This is a genomic window from Kitasatospora sp. NBC_01287 (assembly GCF_026340565.1).
In the GTDB taxonomy this organism is placed as follows: Bacteria; Actinomycetota; Actinomycetes; order Streptomycetales; family Streptomycetaceae; genus Kitasatospora.
On the sequence record NZ_JAPEPB010000001.1, the window covers coordinates 6,050,001 to 6,069,029 of the forward strand.

Annotated in this window: 16 protein-coding genes and 2 rRNA genes (1 of these 18 cut by a window edge); 14 read left to right on the forward strand and 4 right to left on the reverse strand. The window is 71.9% G+C overall.

Annotated features, from left to right (window positions below):
* The 7 genes from OG455_RS26185 to OG455_RS26215 all read left to right on the forward strand — a co-directional run.
* Positions 1–1,981, forward strand: a 23S ribosomal RNA gene (locus OG455_RS26185) (it extends 1,139 nt beyond the left edge of the window).
* Between the two features lie 84 nt (positions 1,982–2,065).
* Positions 2,066–2,182: ribosomal RNA gene (gene rrf, locus OG455_RS26190) — 5S ribosomal RNA — on the forward strand.
* Positions 2,183–2,468: 286 nt separating this feature from the next.
* On the forward strand, positions 2,469–3,134 hold the full coding sequence (locus OG455_RS26195; RefSeq protein WP_266300957.1) for an ABC transporter ATP-binding protein: 666 nt from the start codon (positions 2,469–2,471) through the stop codon (positions 3,132–3,134).
* 218 nt (positions 3,135–3,352) lie between these two features.
* Complete coding sequence (locus OG455_RS26200; protein ID WP_266297706.1) at positions 3,353–5,983, forward strand: sensor histidine kinase KdpD; 2,631 nt, start codon at positions 3,353–3,355, stop codon at positions 5,981–5,983.
* On the forward strand, positions 5,980–6,660 hold the full coding sequence (locus tag OG455_RS26205; RefSeq protein ID WP_266297708.1) for a response regulator: 681 nt from the start codon (positions 5,980–5,982) through the stop codon (positions 6,658–6,660). The genes OG455_RS26200 and OG455_RS26205 overlap by 4 nt, the downstream gene beginning before the upstream one ends.
* Positions 6,661–6,713: 53 nt before the next feature.
* Positions 6,714–7,121 (forward strand): OB-fold nucleic acid binding domain-containing protein, encoded by a 408-nt coding sequence (locus tag OG455_RS26210; RefSeq protein ID WP_266297710.1) that lies wholly within the window; start codon positions 6,714–6,716, stop codon positions 7,119–7,121.
* Positions 7,118–7,894 (forward strand): DUF3159 domain-containing protein, encoded by a 777-nt coding sequence (locus tag OG455_RS26215; protein WP_266297712.1) that lies wholly within the window; start codon positions 7,118–7,120, stop codon positions 7,892–7,894. Before OG455_RS26210 ends, OG455_RS26215 begins: the two co-directional genes overlap by 4 nt.
* Before the next feature lie 126 nt (positions 7,895–8,020).
* Here OG455_RS26215 and OG455_RS26220 read toward each other — a convergent pair whose 3' ends face one another.
* Positions 8,021–8,674: a TrkA family potassium uptake protein gene (locus tag OG455_RS26220; RefSeq protein ID WP_266297713.1), complete on the reverse strand. Its 654-nt coding sequence runs from the start codon at positions 8,672–8,674 to the stop codon at positions 8,021–8,023.
* A complete protein-coding gene (locus OG455_RS26225) occupies positions 8,674–9,339 on the reverse strand; it encodes a TrkA family potassium uptake protein (protein WP_266297714.1) in 666 nt (221 codons plus the stop codon). The genes OG455_RS26220 and OG455_RS26225 overlap by 1 nt, the downstream gene beginning before the upstream one ends.
* Before the next feature lie 947 nt (positions 9,340–10,286).
* Between OG455_RS26225 and OG455_RS26230 the strand changes: the two genes are divergently transcribed.
* Positions 10,287–11,585: a class I SAM-dependent RNA methyltransferase gene (locus tag OG455_RS26230; RefSeq protein ID WP_266300958.1), complete on the forward strand. Its 1,299-nt coding sequence runs from the start codon at positions 10,287–10,289 to the stop codon at positions 11,583–11,585.
* Between the two features lie 251 nt (positions 11,586–11,836).
* Here the strand turns inward: OG455_RS26230 and OG455_RS26235 are convergent, their stop codons facing one another.
* Positions 11,837–12,454, reverse strand: a complete 618-nt coding sequence (locus OG455_RS26235; RefSeq protein ID WP_266297715.1) for an HdeD family acid-resistance protein — start codon at positions 12,452–12,454, stop codon at positions 11,837–11,839.
* A 165-nt stretch (positions 12,455–12,619) separates the two neighbouring features.
* Between OG455_RS26235 and OG455_RS26240 the strand changes: the two genes are divergently transcribed.
* The 6 genes from OG455_RS26240 to OG455_RS26265 all read left to right on the forward strand — a co-directional run bounded on the left by OG455_RS26240 (position 12,620) and on the right by OG455_RS26265 (position 17,616).
* On the forward strand, positions 12,620–12,865 hold the full coding sequence (locus OG455_RS26240) for a toxin-antitoxin system HicB family antitoxin (protein ID WP_266297716.1): 246 nt from the start codon (positions 12,620–12,622) through the stop codon (positions 12,863–12,865).
* On the forward strand, positions 12,862–13,287 hold the full coding sequence (locus tag OG455_RS26245; RefSeq protein WP_266297718.1) for a fic family toxin-antitoxin system, toxin component: 426 nt from the start codon (positions 12,862–12,864) through the stop codon (positions 13,285–13,287). The genes OG455_RS26240 and OG455_RS26245 overlap by 4 nt, the downstream gene beginning before the upstream one ends.
* Before the next feature lie 70 nt (positions 13,288–13,357).
* The gene (locus tag OG455_RS26250) at positions 13,358–14,221 is read left to right on the forward strand and encodes a putative RNA methyltransferase (RefSeq protein WP_266297720.1); all 864 of its coding nucleotides are present in this window, start codon (positions 13,358–13,360) and stop codon (positions 14,219–14,221) included.
* 174 nt (positions 14,222–14,395) lie between these two features.
* A complete protein-coding gene (locus tag OG455_RS26255) occupies positions 14,396–15,874 on the forward strand; it encodes an AAA family ATPase (RefSeq protein WP_266297722.1) in 1,479 nt (492 codons plus the stop codon).
* 134 nt (positions 15,875–16,008) lie between these two features.
* Positions 16,009–16,338 carry a nucleotide pyrophosphohydrolase gene (locus OG455_RS26260; protein WP_266297724.1) on the forward strand — a complete coding sequence of 110 codons (330 nt, stop codon included), beginning with the start codon at positions 16,009–16,011 and terminating at the stop codon, positions 16,336–16,338.
* A gap of 159 nt (positions 16,339–16,497) precedes the next feature.
* Entirely contained in the window at positions 16,498–17,616 is a 1,119-nt protein-coding gene (locus tag OG455_RS26265; protein ID WP_266297726.1) for a DUF6099 family protein, read from the forward strand.
* A gap of 350 nt (positions 17,617–17,966) precedes the next feature.
* Here OG455_RS26265 and dapD read toward each other — a convergent pair whose 3' ends face one another.
* On the reverse strand, positions 17,967–18,968 hold the full coding sequence (gene dapD, locus OG455_RS26270; protein WP_266297728.1) for a 2,3,4,5-tetrahydropyridine-2,6-dicarboxylate N-succinyltransferase: 1,002 nt from the start codon (positions 18,966–18,968) through the stop codon (positions 17,967–17,969).
* Positions 18,969–19,029: the final 61 nt, after the last annotated feature.

A 19,029-nucleotide genomic window follows, 5' to 3' on the forward strand; every position in this document is an offset into this window, starting at 1 on the left:
AGTCGCAGAGACAACCAGGAGGTTGGCTTAGAAGCAGCCACCCTTGAAAGAGTGCGTAATAGCTCACTGGTCAAGTGATTCCGCGCCGACAATGTAGCGGGGCTCAAGCACACCACCGAAGTCGTGTCATTCACAGAATACGTCCAACGGCGCTGTGGATGGGTAGGGGAGCGTCGTGTTCCGGGTGAAGCGGCCGAGGAATCGAGTCGTGGACGGGATACGAGTGAGAATGCAGGCATGAGTAGCGATACAAGAGTGGGAAACTCTTGCGCCGATTGACCAAGGGTTCCTGGGTCAAGCTGATCTGCCCAGGGTAAGTCGGGACCTAAGGCGAGGCCGACAGGCGTAGTCGATGGACAACGGGTTGATATTCCCGTACCCGCTTTGAAGCGCCAACGTCGAACCTCTGGATGCTAAAGCCGTGAAGCCGGCCTGGAGTCTTCGGACGAAGGGACGTGGTGGAGCCGCTGATCCAACAGGGTAGTAGGTGAGCGATGGGGTGACGCAGGAAGGTAGTCCAGCCCGGGCGGTGGTAGTCCCGGGGTAAGGGTGTAGGCCGAGTGGTAGGCAAATCCGCCACTCATTGAGGCTGAGACCTGATGCCGAGCCGATTGTGGTGAAGTGGATGATCCTATGCTGTCGAGAAAAGCCTCTAGCGAGTTTCATGGCGGCCCGTACCCCAAACCGACTCAGGTGGTCAGGTAGAGAATACCGAGGCGTTCGGGTGAACTATGGTTAAGGAACTCGGCAAAATGCCCCCGTAACTTCGGGAGAAGGGGGGCCATGTCTGGTGAGGAGACTTGCTCTCTGAGCTGGGTGTGGCCGCAGAGACCAGCGAGAAGCGACTGTTTACTAAAAACACAGGTCCGTGCGAAGCCGTAAGGCGATGTATACGGACTGACGCCTGCCCGGTGCTGGAACGTTAAGGGGACCGGTTAGCTCCACTTCGGTGGGGCGAAGCTGAGAACTTAAGCGCCAGTAAACGGCGGTGGTAACTATAACCATCCTAAGGTAGCGAAATTCCTTGTCGGGTAAGTTCCGACCTGCACGAATGGCGTAACGACTTCTCGACTGTCTCAACCATAGGCCCGGTGAAATTGCATTACGAGTAAAGATGCTCGTTTCGCGCAGCAGGACGGAAAGACCCCGGGACCTTTACTATAGCTTGATATTGGTGTTCGGTTCGGCTTGTGTAGGATAGGTGGGAGACTTTGAAGCGGCAACGCCAGTTGTCGTGGAGTCGACGTTGAAATACCACTCTGGTCGTGCTGGATGTCTAACCTGGGTCCGTGATCCGGATCAGGGACAGTGTCTGGTGGGTAGTTTAACTGGGGCGGTTGCCTCCTAAAGAGTAACGGAGGCGCCCAAAGGTTCCCTCAGCCTGGTTGGCAATCAGGTGTTGAGTGTAAGTGCACAAGGGAGCTTGACTGTGAGACCGACGGGTCGAGCAGGTGCGAAAGCAGGGACTAGTGATCCGGCGGTGGCTTGTGGAAGCGCCGTCGCTCAACGGATAAAAGGTACCCCGGGGATAACAGGCTGATCTTCCCCAAGAGTCCATATCGACGGGATGGTTTGGCACCTCGATGTCGGCTCGTCGCATCCTGGGGCTGGAGTAGGTCCCAAGGGTTGGGCTGTTCGCCCATTAAAGCGGTACGCGAGCTGGGTTTAGAACGTCGTGAGACAGTTCGGTCCCTATCCGCTGTGCGCGTAGGAGTGTTGAGAAGGGCTGTCCCTAGTACGAGAGGACCGGGACGGACGAACCTCTGGTGTGCCAGTTGTCCTGCCAAGGGCATGGCTGGTTGGCTACGTTCGGGAGGGATAACCGCTGAAAGCATCTAAGCGGGAAGCCTGCTTCGAGATGAGCACTCCCACCTCCTTGAGAGGGTAAGGCTCCCAGTAGACGACTGGGTTGATAGGCCGGATGTGGAAGCCCAGTAATGGGTGGAGCTGACCGGTACTAATAGGCCGAGGGCTTGTCCTCAGTTGCTCGCGTCCACTGTGTTGTTCTGAAACAACGACCCCGTTCCATGGCCATGGGACGGTGCGGCCGATAGTTTCATAGTGTTTCGGTGGTCATAGCGTGAGGGAAACGCCCGGTTACATTCCGAACCCGGAAGCTAAGCCTTACAGCGCCGATGGTACTGCAGGGGGGACCCTGTGGGAGAGTAGGACGCCGCCGAACAATCATTCAGGAGAAGCCCCCAGCCTTTCGGCTGGGGGCTTCTTCGCGTTCACCACACGGTCCGTCCGGGGGCCGGCCCGGGGCAGTTCGTCATGGACAGCACCTTCACCCGTTGCTGGGTTGGTATTACCGTACTGATCACTGGCCGTCAGGAACTTGGCATCGGGGGGACTCCACCGTGAGTGATCAGCAGCACGACGCAGGCCGCAGCACCAGCTCCGCCACCACCAGCTCCGCCACCAGCGCCGCGGGCACGGCCGGCAGCGCGGTCGCCACCCTCGCGCCGATGGTCGAGGTCACCGACGTCTGGCGCAGCTTCGGGAGCGGGGCGACCGCCGTCCACGCGCTGCGCGGAGTGTCGTTCGCGGCCGGGCGCGGCGAGCTGACCGCACTGCGCGGCCGCTCCGGCTCCGGCAAGACCACATTGCTCAACCTGGTCGGTGGCCTGGACGCGCCCAGCTCGGGGCAGATCACGCTGGACGGCGCGAACCTGGCGGACCTGGACGAGGCCGGGCGGCTGGCGCTGCGACGCGAGCGGATCGGTTTCGTCTTCCAGTCCTTCGGGCTGATCCCGATCCTGACCGCGGCCGAGAACGTCGGGGTGCCGATGCGCCTGCGCAAGGTGCCCGCCGCACAGCGCGAGGAGCGGGTGGCGACGCTGCTGGCCCTGGTGGGCCTGGCGGACCACGCCGAGCAGCGGCCGACCGAACTCTCCGGCGGCCAGCAGCAGCGGGTCGCGATCGCTCGGGCGCTGGCGAACGAGCCGGCCCTGATCATCGCGGACGAGCCGACGGGGCAGCTCGATTCGGAGACCGGGCGCTCGGTGATGGAGCTGCTGCGCGCGGTGGTGCGCAGCGAAGGCGTCACCGTCCTGGTGGCCACCCATGACCCGCAGCTGATGGAGCTCGCCGACCGGGTGGTGGAGCTGCGGGACGGCCACATCGTGGAGTAGCCGCCCCCTTGGCGCATCCCCGTGCATCCCCGCGCGGCGGTGGCCGGGCACGGTCGGCAGACCTCGCCGAACGGCCGCCGGGAGCCGTCAAGATGTCGCTAAAGCTGCCTTTCGACCAGCTTGATCGAAGGTGGTGGCCCGCCTACCCCGTAGTCTCGATTGCGCGAACAGGTGTCCGGGGGTGGTCCCCGGAGCGGGCTCGATCAAGAATGGGACGCATGGCACGCGGAAGGCTGCGGATCTACCTCGGGGCGGCCCCCGGGGTGGGGAAGACGTACGCGATGCTCTGTGAGGCGCACCGCCGGCTGGTCCGCGGCACGGATGTGGTGATCGGCTTCGTCGAGCACCACAACCGATCGAACACCGCCGACCTGCTGCATGGCTTGGAGGCGGTGCCGCGCCGGGTGATGGAGCACCGGGGCGCCGAGTTCACCGAGCTGGACCTGGACGCGCTGCTCGCCCGCCGCCCGCAGGTCGCGCTGGTGGACGAGTTGGCCCACACCAACGTCCCCGGCTGCCGCAACGCCAAGCGCTGGCAGGACGTCGAAGAGCTGCTGGCCGCCGGCATCGACGTCATCTCCACGGTCAACATCCAGCACCTGGAGTCGCTTGGCGACGTGGTGGAGGGCATCACCGGTGTCCGTCAGCGCGAGACGGTGCCGGACGATGTGGTCCGCCGGGCCGACCAGCTGGAGCTGGTCGACATGTCGCCGCAGGCCCTGCGTCGCCGGCTCGCGCACGGCAACGTGTACGCGCCGGAGAAGATCGACGCCGCCCTCTCCAACTACTTCCGCCCCGGCAACCTGACCGCGCTGCGGGAGCTGGCGCTGCTCTGGACCGCGGACCGGGTGGACGAGTACCTGCAGACCTACCGGGCCGAGCAGGGCATAGACAGCACCTGGCAGGCCCGCGAGCGGATCGTGGTCGGCCTGACCGGGGGCCCCGAAGGCGCCACGCTGATCCGCCGAGCGGCCCGGATCGCCGCCAAGGGTTCGGGCAGCGAGCTGCTCGCGGTGCACATCTCCCGCTCCGACGGCCTGGCGAACGGCGGCTCCCCGCAGGCGCTGATCGAGCAGCGGGCACTGGTGGAGAGCCTGGGCGGCAGCTTCCACACGGTGCTCGGCGACGACCCGTCGCACGCCCTGCTGGACTTCGCGCGCGGCGTCAACGCGACCCAGGTGGTGCTCGGCTCCAGCCGCCGCAAGGCCTGGCAGTACATCTACGGCCCGGGCGTCGGCTCCACGGTGGCCCGCGACTCGGGCGACATCGACGTTCACATCGTCACCCATGAGCACGTCGCCAACGGACGGCAGGGGCGGCTGCCGCTGCGCAAGGTCACCGACCTCGGCCGCCCCCGGGCGATCGGCGGCTGGCTGCTCGGCGTGGCCGGGCCGCCGCTGCTCGCGCTGCTGCTGACCCATGTCCGCGACACCGGGCTGCCCACCGACATGCTGCTCTTCTTCTCGGTGACGATCAGCGCGGCACTGGTCGGCGGTCTCTTCCCGGCGATCGCCTCGGCTCTGGTCAGCTCGACCGCGCTGAACTACTACTTCACCCCGCCGACCCACACGCTGACCATCTCCGACCCGGAGAACATCCTGGCGGTGGGGATCTTCGCCGCGGTGGGCATCGCGGTGGCCACGGTGGTGGACGTTGCCGCCCGGCGCACCCATGAGGCGGCCCGCAGCCAGACCGAGGCGCAGACGCTGAGCGCGCTGGCCGGCACCGTGCTGCGCGCGCCCACGGGCGAGGGGCTGACCGCGCTGCTCGAACAGGTCAGGGAGACCTTCGGGCAGAACGCGGTGGCCCTGCTGGAGCGCGCCGACGAGCGCGCGCCGTGGACCTGCACCGCGTTCGCCGGCACCGCCCCGCCCACCCGCCCGGACGACGGCGACGTGGACGTCCCGGTGGGCGAGCACCTGGCGCTGGTGCTCTCCGGCCGGGTGTTGCCGGCCGCCGACCGCCGGCTGCTGGGTGCCTTCGCCGCCCAGGCCTCGGTGCTGCTGGAGCGGCGCCGGCTGGCCAAGGAGGCCGCCGCGGCGCGCCGCCAGGCCGAGGGCAACCGGATCCGCACCGCACTGCTGGCCGCGGTCTCGCACGACCTGCGCACCCCGCTGGCCGGGATCAAGGCGAACGTCTCCTCGCTGCGCGCGGAGGACGTGGAGTGGGACGAGGCCGACGAGCAGGAGCTGCTCGCGGGCATCGAGGCGGGCGCGGACCGGCTGGACCACCTGATCAACAACCTGCTGGACATGAGCCGCCTGCAGACCGGGACGGTGACCCCGCTGATCCAGGAGGTCGACCTGGACGAGGTGGTCCCCATCGCGCTCGGCGGGGTCCCGCTGGAGTCGGTGCGGCTGGACATCCCGGAGTACCTGCCGATGGTCCCGGCCGACGCCGGGCTGCTGGAGCGGGCGCTGGCCAACCTGATCGAGAACGCCGTCAAGTACAGCCCGCCGGAGCTCAAGGTGCTGGTCAAGGCGGACGCGCTGGAACCGGCGGCGGGACGCGGGCGGGTCGAGCTGCGGGTGGTGGACCGCGGGCCCGGCGTGCCGGAGGAGGTCAAGGAGAGGATCTTCGCCCCGTTCCAGCGCTACGGCGACGCCCCGCGCGGTGCCGGCGTCGGGCTGGGGCTCGCGGTGGCGCGCGGCTTCGTCGAGGCCATGGGTGGCACCCTCACGGCCGAGGACACCCCGGGTGGCGGCCTGACGATGGTGGTCTCGCTGCCCGCCGTCGACCGTCCGCCCGAACCGGACCCGGACGCGGACCTGGCCGGCGAGCCGCCGCCCACCGCCGAATCCCCCCTGACCACCGCTTCCCAGGCCCCCCGAAAGGCGGAGCTCGCATGACCCGGGTCCTCGTCGTGGACGACGAACCGCAGATCGTCCGCGCCCTGGTGATCAACCTCAAGGCCCGCAAGTACGAGGTCGACGCCGCCCACGACGGCGCCGGCGCGCTGGAACTGGCCGCCGCCCGCCACCCGGACGTGGTGGTGCTCGACCTCGGCCTGCCGGACATGGACGGGGTCGAGGTGATCAAGGGCCTGCGCGGCTGGACCCGGGTCCCGATCATCGTGCTCTCGGCCCGGCACGCCTCGGACGAGAAGGTCGAGGCGCTGGACGCCGGCGCCGACGACTACGTGACCAAGCCTTTCGGCATGGACGAGCTGCTGGCCCGGATGCGCGCCGCGATCCGCCGGGCGGAGCCGGTGGCCGGCGAGGACGACTCGCTGGTGACCACTGAGGCCTTCACCGTCGACCTGGCGGCGAAGAAGGTCAACCGGGGCGGCACCGACGTCCGCCTCACGCCCACCGAGTGGCACCTGCTGGAGGTGCTGGTGCGCAACGCGGGCCGCCTGGTCAGCCAGACCCAGCTGCTGCAGGAGGTGTGGGGCCCGGCCTACCGCACCGAGACCAACTACCTGCGGGTCTACCTGGCCCAGCTGCGCCGCAAGCTGGAGGCGGACCCCTCGCACCCGCGCCACTTCATCACCGAGGCGGGCATGGGCTACCGCTTCGAACCGTAAGGCGGCGGTGCTCGGCACCCCGCCGGTGGGGTTGTAGCCGGTAGCCTTTCCGCATGAGTGGTAACAGCAGCGACCAGCCGCAGGGCCGCCTGCGCCGGATGTTCAGCCGGCTCACCTCCAGTCCGGAGGAGCTCCAGGCCGAGGAGCTGCGCCAGGACGCCGTGGTCTCGGGTTGCACGCCGATCGCGGAGGCGGGTGACCGCGACGTGGTCACCGTCTCGGGCACCCTGCGGACCGTGACGCTCCGCCCCCGGGCCGGTGTGCCGGCGCTGGAGGCCGAGCTCTTCGACGGCTCGGACGCGCTGGACGTGGTCTGGCTCGGCCGCCGCTCGATCGCGGGCATAGAGCCCGGCCGCCGGCTGACCGCCAGCGGCCGGATCAGCCACGCACGCGGACGGCGCGTGCTCTTCAACCCTCGCTACGAGCTGCGTCCAGTGGGACAGGGGAGCGATCACCAGTGACCAATCCGCCCGGCGGCGACCACGCCGCCCCGCACGTACTGATCACTGAGAGCCGGCAGTCCGATCCGGCAGCCGTGCCCGCGGAGCTGCCGCAGGAGACACCCGAGCAGGCGCAGGCCCGTGCGGCGGCCGCACAGGAGGCCGCGGCCAAGGAGGCGGCCGACTCGATCATCCAGGCCTTCGGCGGCGTCCGGGGCATGATCGACATGACCCTGCCGGGCCTGGTCTTCATCGTCACCTTCAACCTGACCCACCAGGTGTCGACGGCCGCCTGGGGCGCCCTCGCGCTGAGCGCGCTCTTCGTGGTGGTGCGGCTGCTGCGCCGGGAGACCATCCAGCACGCGTTCAGCGGGGTCTTCGGGGTGGCGATCGGCGCCTGGATCTCGATGCACACCGGCAAGGCGCAGGACTTCTACCTGCCGGGGCTGCTCTGGAACGTCGGCTACTGCCTGGGCCTGGCCGTCTCCGCGCTGGTGCGCTGGCCGCTGATCGGCCTCACCCTCGGTCCGGTCACCGGTGAGATGTTCACCTGGCGCACCCAGAACCCGGGCCGGCTGGCCGCCTACACCAAGGCCACCTGGGCCTGGGTGGTGATCATGGGCATCAAGCCGCTGATCCTCTTCCCGCTCTACTTCACCGGCAACGTCAACCTGCTGGGCTGGCTGAAGGTCGCGCTCGGCATCCCGCCGATGCTGCTGGCGATGTACGTGACCTGGCGGATCCTGCTCACCGCGCCGGCGCCGATCAAGGCGGAGCAGCCCGAGGAGGAGTAGCCCGAGGAGGCGTAGCCGCCCGGGCCGGTACGACGCGGAGGGCCCGGCTCCCGATCTCGATCGGGAGCCGGGCCCTCCGTAGTGTCAGAGCCGCTGGTGGCCGGCCGGCCGGTGGGCGCGGTGCGGCTACGAGAGCAGCTGCTCCAGCTCCTCCTCGCGCTCCTGCGCGGCGACGAAGAGCAGCTCGTCGCCGCCCTCCAGGGTGTCGTCCCGGCTCGGCACCAGTACCCGGCCCTCGCGGATGATCGTCACCAGCGCCGTGTCGGTGGGCCAGCTGACATCGCCGACCCGGGTGCCGACCAGTGCGGTGTCCTCGGCCAGGGTCAGCTCGACCAGGTTGGCGTTGCCCTGGCTGAAGCGCATCAGCCGGACCAGGTCGCCGACGCTCACCGCCTCCTCGACCAGCGCCGACATCAGGCGCGGGGTGGAGACGGCGACGTCCACGCCCCAGGACTCGTTGAAGAGCCACTCGTTCTTCGGGTTGTTCACCCGGGCGACCACCCGTGGCACGCCGTACTCGGTCTTCGCGAGCAGCGAGACCACCAGGTTGACCTTGTCGTCACCGGTCGCCGCGATCACCACGTGGCAGCGCTGCAGCGCCGCCTCGTCCAGCGAGGTGATCTCGCAGGCGTCGGCCAGCAGCCACTCGGCCATCGGGACCCGCTCCACCGAGATGGAGTTCGGGTTCTTGTCCACGAGCAGCACCTCGTGGCCGTTCTCCAGGAGCTCGGCGGCGATGGACCGCCCGACCGCACCCGCTCCCGCAATCGCTACCCGCATCAGTGACCCTCCTCCGGGCCCTTGGCGAACGCGGCCTCGACCGCCGCCTGATCCGCCCGGCGCAGCATCACCTGCACCAGATCGCCTTCCTGCACCACCATGTGCGGGGTGGGCAGCACGCCTTCGCCGAGCCGGGTGATGAACGCCACCCGAGCGCCGACCGCCTCCTCCAGTTCGCTGACCCGGTGGCCGACCCAGGACGGGGCGAAGGCCACCTCGGCGAGCTGGACGGTGCCGCTCGGGTCCTGCCAGAGCGGCTCGGCGCCGCTGGGCAGCAGCCGGCGCAGCATCTGGTCGGCGGTCCAGCGGACGGTGGCGACGGTCGGGATGCCCAGGCGCTGGTAGACCTCGGCGCGGCGGGGGTCGTAGATCCGGGCCGCGACGTGCTCGACGCCGAAGTTCTCCCGGGCCACCCGGGCCGCGATGATGTTCGAGTTGTCGCCGCTGCTGACGGCCGCGAAGGCGCCCGCCTCCTCGATGCCGGCCTCGCGCAGGGTGTCCTGGTCGAAACCGACCCCGGTCACCCGACGGCCGTTGAAGCCGGCGCCGAGCCGGCGGAAGGCGGTGGGGTCCTGGTCGACCACGGCCACCGAGTGGCCGTGCTTCTCCAGGGCTCTGGCCAGCGCGGAGCCGACACGTCCGCAGCCCATGATGACGATGTGCACGGTGTTCTTACCTCACCCGGTCCGTTGGGGTCTTGACCTGCGCAAACACCGCTCATCATCCTTCCGTGCCCAGTGGCCCGGGCGTGTGGCTGCCGTGCCCGCGAGTCGGGCGCCGGCCTGGCAACCGAGTGTTGCCCGTATCTTCATCATCCGACACGCTATCCGGTTCATCAGACCGGGACGCGATGGGCGCCGGGTCGACGGCGGGGCGGCGCCGGGTCGACGGCACTGTGGCCCAGGGACCCGCCACGGGCCGCGGGGGCGCCGGGAGACCGGTCCGCGCGCCCCGGTATCAGCCTGCGGCGCGGCGAATTGGGGTGGCGCACGGTACCGTCGGGTTCCGTCGAGAACCCTGTCCGGTCGAGGTCCTCGACCCCGTGCCGAATCCCGCCGAATCCCGCCGAGCCCAGCAAGGACACCACTTCGTGAGTCGCAACACCCCTCCCCGCTCCTCGGGCAAGTCAGGATCGCCCCGCTCGGGGTCGCAGTCCGGGAAGGCAGGCAAGTCCGGGAAGGCCGGGCAGTCGGGCAAGCCCGGCCAGGTGGCCAGGCCGCGCTGGGGGGCCAAGCAGGTCCGCCCGGCCGCCACCGACCGGGACGGCTACACGGCGCAGACGGCGCCGCTGGCCCCGGCCGAGCAGCGGGTCGAGCAGTCGGGGCCGGCACCGGTCGGCGGTGTGCGTCCGGGTGCCGCGAAGTCGGCCAGGGCCGACCAGGCCGCCAAGGCCGGTGGCGTGAGCAAGGCTGGTGGCGCGGGCAAGGCTGGTGGCGCGGGCAAGGGCGCCGGTGCCGCCAAGGCCGAGCGGGCCGAGAAGGCGGACAAGGGCACCAAGGCCCCCCAGCCCGGTCAGGCCAAGCAGCCCGGCGCGAAGGGCAGGCCCGCGCGCCCGGCCCGCGCGCCCCGCCCCGCGGCGCCGCAGGCGCCCAAGGGCCCGGGCGGCGATCCGCTGGTCGGCGAGCGCTACGAGGTCGAGGTCGGCCAGGTGGCGCACGGCGGCGGCCACTGCGTGGCCCGGCACGAGGGCCGGGTGATCTTCGTGCGGCACGCGCTGCCCGGCGAGCGGGTGGTCGTCCAGGTCACCGAGGGCACCACCAAGTCGCGCTTCCTGCGGGCCGACGCCGTGGAGATCCTGACCCCGGCCAAGGACCGGATCGAGGCGCCCTGCCCGTTCTCCGGCCCGGGTCGCTGCGGCGGCTGCGACTGGCAGCACGTCAGCCCCGGCGGCCAGCGCAAGCTCAAGGTGCAGGTGCTGACCGATCAGCTGGCCCAGCTGGCCGGCCTCACCCCGGCCGAGGCGGGCTGGGACGGCAGCGTCGAACCGGTCGGCGGCAAGCTGCCCGCCGGTGAGGTGCCCGCCTGGCGCACCCGCGTCCAGTACACGGTGGACCAGGAGAGCGGCCAGGTCGGGCTGCGCAAGCACCGCTCGCACGAGGTCCAGCTGATCGACCGCTGCCTGATCGCCGCCGAGGGCGTGACCGAGCTGAACATCGAGGCCGAGGACTGGACCGGCCTCGCCTCGGTCGAGGCGATCGCCGCGAGCGGTTCCTCGGACCGTCAGCTGATCATGCGTCCGATGCCGGGCGAGCAGCTGCCGCTGGTCGAACTGGCCAAGCCGGTCTCGCTCTCCCGGATCGACGAGCAGGAGCTCTTCCACCGGGTGCACGGGCGCACCTTCGTGCGCGAGCGGGCGGCCGGGCGGACCTGGCGGGTCAGCAACGGCGGCTTCTGGCAGATCCACCCCGAGGCCCCGGACACCCTGGTGCGCGCGGTGCTCGACGGGCTCGACCCGCAGTGGGGCGAGAACGCGCTGGACCTGTACTGCGGGGTCGGCCTGTTCGCCGGCGCGCTGGCCGACCGGGTCGGCGAGGACGGCGCGGTGCTGGGCATCGAGTCGGCCAAGCAGTCGGTGCTCGACGCCCGGCACAACCTGGCCGAGCTGGAGAACGTGCGGATCGAGTGCGACAAGGTGGAGACCCTGCTGCCGCGCACCGGGATCACCGCCACCGACCTCATCGTGCTCGACCCGCCGCGCGCGGGGGCCGGCCGGGAGACCGTCCGCCACCTGGCGGGGCTGGCAGCCCGCCGGATCGCGTACGTGGCCTGTGACCCGGCCGCCCTCGCCCGGGACCTGGCCTTCTTCCGTGAGGGCGGCTACCGCCCGGTCTCGCTGCGGGCCTTCGACCTGTTCCCGATGACCCACCACTTCGAGTGCGTGGCGATCCTGGAGCCGATCGGCGAGGAGTAGCCGGCCGCCGCCCGGCCGTGGCGCGCCGGCACCAGGTCGGCCACCGCGGGGTGGGTGCCGAGCGGTGCGGAGGCGACAGCACCGCCGCTGAGCCCGGCCCGGCGGGCGAGGAGGCCGGGAGCCGGGAGCCCGGCAGACGGCCGGCCACCGCCACCTGGCGGTGGCCGGCCGGGGGCCTGAGCGGGGCCGACTGCCGGAGGCCGCCGGGGGTCAGGCCTCAGCGGCCAGGCCTCAGCGGTCGGCCGCAGCGGTCAGGCCTGCCGGGGGTCGAGGCGGCCGTGGCGGTCCGGCCCGTCCAGCTGCTTCGCCGCGTGCCGCAGCCGCAGCGCCGCCGCCACCTCGACCAGGCCGACCACCAGCAGCCAGCAGCCGGCGACCACGGTGAGCACCGTGACCGACTTGATCGGCCAGCTGATCAGCACGATCCCGGCCGCCGCGTTGACCAGTCCGAGGAAGATCAGCCAGCCGCGCGCCGGGGTGCCGGGATCGGAGGCGGCGGCGACCACCTGGGTGATGCCGCGGAAGAGCCAGCCGATGCCGATCCACAGGCCCAGCAGCACCAGCGACTCCAGCGTGCCGCGGAAGCAGAAGAGCCCGAGCAGGATCGACAGCGCCCCGCTGATGAACGCCATCACCCGCAGCGCGGTGCTGACATGCGTACCGAACGCCGCGACCAGCTGGACCAGCCCGCTGAGCAGTAGGAACAGCCCGAAGAGCACCCCGATGACGGTCAGCGTGGCATGCGGCCAGACGAGGACCAGCACCCCGAGCAGCGCGGCCGCCAGCCCCGCGAGCAGCAGGGCCTGCCAGGCGGAGCGGGCCAGCTGCCGGAACGGGCCTGGCAGGGATTCAGTGGAAGGAAAGGTCATGCCTCCAGCCTCGGAGCCGCAGGGGCGGCCCGCGACCCGGGCGGCGCGTGACCCGGGCGGTGCGTGACCCGGGCGGCGCGCGGTGTCGGACGGCGCGCGGGGGCGCGCGGATCGCGGCCGCACGCGCCCTTGTGGTGCTAGCAGGTGAGCGCTAGCTTCGATTGCATGGGTAAGAAGCAGCTCAACGTGCGGGTGGACGCCACCACCGCCGAGATGGCCCGCGAGCGGGCGGAGCAGCAGGGGATCAGCATGAACCAGTACATCGAGCGGCTCGTCCAGCAGGACATGGGCGAGGCCGGGCTGCGCTTCGTCGACGCGGCGGCGCAGTTCATGAAGGAGTACGAGAGCGAGTTCCTCGCCGAGTTCGGTGAGTCCGAGTCCACCGCCGAGCGCCAGGGCGTACGCCGTTGAAGCTTGAGGTCGACCTCTCCTGGCTGCTCATGATCGCCGAGCAGTACACCCCCGGTGACCCGCAGGTGACCGACTACGGCTCGCTGCTCGCGGCCGTCACGCGCCACCAAGCCCAGATCTTCGACATCGCCGTCTACCCCGAGCCGCAGGACCGGGCCGCCGCCCTGATGCACCAGCTGATCCGGGTGCCGGCCCTGGAGCGCACCAACGAGCTCTTCGCCACCGCCGCCGCCTACGCCTATCTGGTGGCCAGCGGCTGCCACGTCGCCACCACCGCCCGCGAGGTCCGCAGCGTGGCCCGCGCGATCCGCGAGGGCCGGCTCGGGGTGGACGGTGTGGCCGAGCGGCTCAACGGCTGGGTGGTGGACGAGGCCGAGGGCGAAGGGGTCGCGGGCGAGGACGGGGAGGACGACTCGGACTAGGACGGACCAGCGGACCAGTCGGCCGGCAGACCGGCCGGGCGCGGCGCGGGACGCGGTTTAGGGTGGGTCGGTGCTCCGGGACATCGAGCGGTACCTGACCTGCCCCCACTGCGCGCTCGGCCTCGCGCTCGACGCGACCGGGCGCGCCCTGCGCTGCCCCGAGGGCCACACCTTCGACCTGGCCAAGCAGGGCTACGTCAGCCTGCTGCCCGGCGACGCGCACACCGGTACCGGTGACACGCCCGAGATGGTGGCGGCCAGGGCCGACTTCCTCACCGCCGGGCACTACCGGCCGATCGCCGCGGCGCTGGCCGAGGCAGCCGGTTCGGTGTGGCCGGCGGGCACCGCGGACGGGCTGGTCGTGGACCTCGGCGCCGGTACCGGCCACTACCTCGCGCACGTCCTGGACGCGCTGCCCGGTGCGGTGGGCGCGGCCCTGGACATCTCCAAGTTCGCGCTGCGCCGCGCCGCCAAGGCGCACCCCAGGGCCGGTGCGGTGGTCTGCGACGCCTGGCGGCCGCTGCCGCTGGCCGACGGCTGCGCCGATCTGCTGCTCAACGTCTTCGCACCGCGCGGCGGCGCCGAGATCCACCGGGTGCTGCGTCCCGGCGGCAGCCTGCTGCTGGTCTCGCCCACCGCCCGCCACCTGCGCGAGCTGGTCGGTGTGCTCGGCCTGCTCTCGGTCGACGAGGAGAAGGACCGGCGGATCGACGAGAAGCTCAGCCCCTGGCTCACCCCCGTCGCGGCGCGCGAGGTGGAGTTCGAGCTGCGGCTCTCGCACCGGGACGCGGCGGCGGTGGTGGGGATGGGACCGAGCGCCTGGCACACCGACCCGGCGCGGATCGCCGCCGCGCTCGGCTCGCTGTCCGAGCCGGTGGCGGTCACCGGCTCGGTGCGGGTCGCGGTGTACCGGCGGCTGGCGGACGGCGGCTGAGGGCAGCGGCCGGCGGACCATGCCTGGCGGCAGGCGGACCATGCCTGGCGGGCGTCAGGATTTGGGATGCGGCCGACTTCCGGTGGCCCGCTGGTTCCCCGTTGGGATGAATCGCCGGGCGCAGGCACGTTTCTGCCGTCCCCGGGCCGAGCGGCCGTCACTAGGGTCGGCGCGGTGACCAGCCCCGTATCCAGTCCGGTGACCACCGGCTCCATGCCCGGCGCGGCCGTCCGGCGCCCTACCGCCACGCGCTCGGCCCAGGCCGGCGCGGAGCCGCGCCCCGCCCTGCGGCCGACCGTCGAGGAGCTGCGGCTCACCTCCTTCAAGTCCTACCGTCGCGCCAGCCTCCCGCTCTCCCCGCTCACCGTGCTGCACGGCCCCTCCGGCGTCGGCAAGTCGAACGCGCTGGACGCGCTGGCCGTGCTCTCCCGGCTCGCCCAGGGCGAGGAGATCGGGCCCTCGCTGGACGGCCTGGGCGGTGCCACGGGCCCGCTCGCCGCGCCGGTGCGCGGCGGGCTGCTCGGTTGCGTGCCGCACGGGCGCAACGCGATCATCCTGGGCTGCACGGTCCGCTCCTGCGACGGGCCGATCCGGCTCGAACTGGTGATCCGCACCGATGGGCGGGTCCGGGTGGCCCGCGAGTGGCTCGCCTGCGACGGCCGGACGCTGGTGGAGACCGGCGAGCAGGACGTCGCCGGCGGCCGGGTCAACGTCAGCTGGCACAACGACACCCGGCAGGGCGACATCCGGGCGCCGTTCCCCAGCGGCAGCCTGATCACCACGCAGATCCCGCTGCGGGTGGCCGGCTCCTCCCCGGGCGAGCGCAAGGTACTGGCCGCCGCCGAGCAACTGCTCACCGCGCTGCGCGAGGTCTTCCCGGTGCACCCCGTCCCGGCGCTGATGCGCGGCTGGGTCCGGCCCGACCCGCAGGCCCGGCTGCTGCCCACCGCCGCCAACCTGTCCGCGGTGCTGGCCCGGCTGCAGGGCGAGTGCGTGCGCCGCTACGGCCGGCTGCTGAAGGCCGTGCAGTCCGCCGCGCCGCACCCGCTGCTCGGCCTGGAGGTGGCCCGGCGCGGCACCCAGGCGCAGGAGCGGCTGCTCGCGGTCTTCGACGAGGGGGTGCTCGGACGCACCGGCGCCGACCAGGCCTCGGACGGGATGCTGCGGTTGCTCGCCTTCGCCGCCGTGCTGCTGACCGGAGCCGGAGTGCTGGACGTGGACCCCGCCGCCGAGGTGCCCTGGGCCCGCCGCCAGCTGACCGTGCTGGCCGAGGACCTCGGTGCGGGCCTGGGTGCCGAGCAGACCGCCTCGCTGCTCCGGCTGGCCCGGGAGATGTGCGACAAGGAGCACCTGCGGCTGCTGGCCGCGATGCAGGATCCTGCGGCCGCTCAGCTGGTCGAGGGGGTCGAGCTGGTGGAGTGCCGGCGGGATCCGATGAGCGGGCACAGCGTGCTGCGGCCCGTCGGGCGGGTGCCCGCCCAGTCCGCGGCCGGGGCCGAGGGTGAGTCCGCCGGTGAGTCCGCCGGTGAGTCCGCCGCCGGGTCCGAGGGTGCGGGGGCGGTCGGTGCGGCGGCCAGGGCTGCGGGCAGCCCGGCGGGCGGTTGCCCGGGCGGTGCGGGCGGTGCAGGCGATGCGGTAGACCTGGGGCAGTGACCGAGAACGCAGCACCGCACGCAGCACCGCACCCCGCAGCACCGCACCCCGCAGCACCGCACACGACATCGCACCCCGCGGCACCGCACCCCGCAGGACAGCCCGGCTGGCCCGACCGGCCGGGCCGCCCCGAAATGTCGTCCACGATCACCGAACTCGCCCTGCGGCTGCGGGACTTCGCAGCTGCCCGGCAGTGGCAGCCGTTCCACACTCCGAAGAACCTGGCGGCGGCGCTCAGCGTCGAGGCCGGTGAGCTGCTGGAGATCTTCCAGTGGCTCACCCCCGAGCAGGCCGCCGCGGTGATGGACGACCCGAAGAGCGCGCACCGGGTGCGGGACGAGGTGGCGGACGTGCTCGCGTACCTGGTGCAGTTCTGCGCCGTGCTCGGGGTCGATCCGCTGGTGGCACTGGCCGAGAAGATCGACCGGAACGAGTTGCGTTTCCCAGCGGCGCCCGCCGGCTGAGCCGTTCGGGGGAGTACCGCGCTCCACAGGTCCGGAGTTGTCCACAGATTCGAACCTGCTCGCCCCATGGATCCGGGATCCGTCGCACCCTCTCTCCTGACGGGCCGTTCGACCCGAGCGGCCCGAGGCCCCGTCAGCAGCGAGGGACAGGACGCCGCCATGGACGCACTGCGTTTGATCAAGACCACCCGCCACGCGCTCGCCGAGGCCAGGACGGTCCCGGACGTGCTCTCCGAGGCCTGGCAGACCGCCTCGCTCACGGCGGCGCTGGCCGAACGCCTGACCGGCCACCCGGCCGCAGAGGTGGCCTCCGTCGCCCAGGCGCTGGCCCGGGTCGGCGGTCACGCCGCCGGGCTGCTGGAGGCGGTGGCCGATCCGCCGGAGGGCGGCGACTGGGCCGCGGCCGGCCGGGCCGAGCGGCTCAGCCGGATCGGTGAGCTCGGGCCGGTGCTCTCGCAGTTGCGGCTGCTCCTCGCCGAGGTCGCCGAGGCGCTGGTCGCTGTTGCCGGGTCGACCGATTCGGTGGCGCAGGGCGCCTACTGGCTGGCCATCGACGGGCTCGACGCCAGCGCCGAATGCCGCTCGTTGGTCATCGAACTGCTCCGGTTGCTGCGCCGCGGCGTCGTCGGGGGGCCGCTGGCCGAGCCGGGCGCCGATCCGGCGCAGGTCCCGCCCGCAGGTCCGCCGGGGCGTGCGGCGCCGCACTCGGCGCCGGCCTCGGTGCGCTGGTCGGAGGGCGGGCGGCCCGGCGGACCGCCGAGCCGCGTCCCGGGCCCGGCGAACGCCGACCCGGCCGAGGGCGCCCCGACGTGCTCGGATCCGGCGGTGACGGAGCCGGGGGCCGAGTCCGGGCCGGCCGCGGGGGCGGAGCCCGCCGAGGCGGTGTCGGCGCAGCCGGAGGAGGGGCCGGTAGAGGAGGGGCCTGTGGAGGAGGAGCCGGTCGACGATCAGGTGCGACTGGTGATCACCCTCACCCCGCCACCTGCCGGGGCCTACCGGGCGGCGGGGCCGCCGGCCTCGGCGGCGCCGGAGCGCTCTGTCGCCCGAGCACCGGAGGCCTCCAGGTCGGCGCGGAACTCCTCGGCGAGACCGCCCGGTTCCGAGACCCGGGCCGGTCCGAGATCGGCACCCAGGTCGGCCAGGTCGGCGTTGAGCGAGGCGAGCAGCTCCTGCATCTGGTCCAGCAGGCTCTTGGTCGCGTCCTGCTGCGGTGCGACGGGCGCCTCGTATCTGGGCTCGGACATGAGGGGGACCCTCCAGTTCGGGGGTGCGGCGTGATGCGGTGGTGGGGGCGTGTGACCCCGTCGCTCCAACGACCCCCGGTAGCGGCGGGTCACCTCGGACCACCCGATGCGGTCCACCTGGTCCGATGCCTCAGCCCCTCGGGTGACCCGGGCTTGCCCAGCCCCCTGCAGTTGCACTATGTCCCGTCCGTAGCCCTCAGCCTCAGCCTCCTCCTTCCCCGTCCCCGCGCCCCTTGCCGGTGCTCGGTGCTCGGTGCTCGGTGCTCGGCAGCCTGTGGGGCCGGGCCTGACACGCCGGTGGGCCCAGGCCGTGCCGTGCGGCACAACCCGGGCCCACCGGTGGAGTAGGGCGGGGCGTTGGAGCACCCCAGTTCGGATCGGAGGTCAGTTGTGCGCGTGCAGCTCGGTGTTCAGACCGCCCCAAGAACCGGAGCGGGCGATCACCTCGACCGCGCCGGACTGCGAGTTCCGACGGAACAGCAGGTTGTCCTGACCGGACAGCTCCACCGCCTTGCCGACGGTGCCGTCCGGCAGGGTGACCCGGGTTCCGGCGGTCACGTACAGGCCCGCCTCGACCACGCAGTCGCTGCCCAGCGAGATGCCGATGCCCGCGTTGGCGCCCAGCAGACAGCGCTCGCCCACCGAGACGATCTGCTTGCCGCCGCCCGACAGGGTTCCCATGATCGAGGAGCCACCGCCGATGTCGCTGTGGTCGCCGACCACCACACCGGCGCTGATCCGGCCCTCCACCATCGAGGTGCCCAGCGTGCCCGCGTTGAAGTTCACGAAGCCCTCGTGCATCACCGTGGTGCCGGCGGCCAGGTGGGCGCCGAGGCGGACCCGGTCGGCGTGCGCGATCCGCACACCGCTCGGCGCGACGTAGTCGGTCATCCGTGGGAACTTGTCGATCCCGTAGACGGCCAGCTGGCCGCCCTCGGCGCGCACCGCGAGGCGGGCCCGCTCGACCAGCTCCACCGGGACGGGGCCGATGCTCGTCCAGGCCACGTTCGCCAGCAGGCCGAACATGCCGTCCAGGTTCTGGCCGTGCGGCTGGACCAGCCGGTGGCTCAGCAGGTGCAGGCGCAGGTAGATGTCGTGCGCGTCCAGCGGCTTCTCGTCGAGCGAGCCGATCGTGGTGCGCACGGCCACGACCTCGACCCCGCGCCGGGCATCGCCGCGCAGTGCGGCACCGGCGCCGGCACCGAGCTCGGCCTCGGCCTGCTCGGCGGTCAGGCGGACGGTGCCGGAGGGGCCGGGCTGGTCGGTCAGCTCGGGGGCGGGGAACCAGGTGTCGAGAACGGTGCCGTCGGCGGCGATGGTCGCCAGGCCGGCGGCGACGGCACCACGGGAGGGAGCGGAAGTCGTTTCAGCAGTCACATCGTGCACGGTAGCCAATTCCGGCCGAGCCTGCCGAAACCGCCCGGGCAGCGGACAGCTGTGGCGGTCC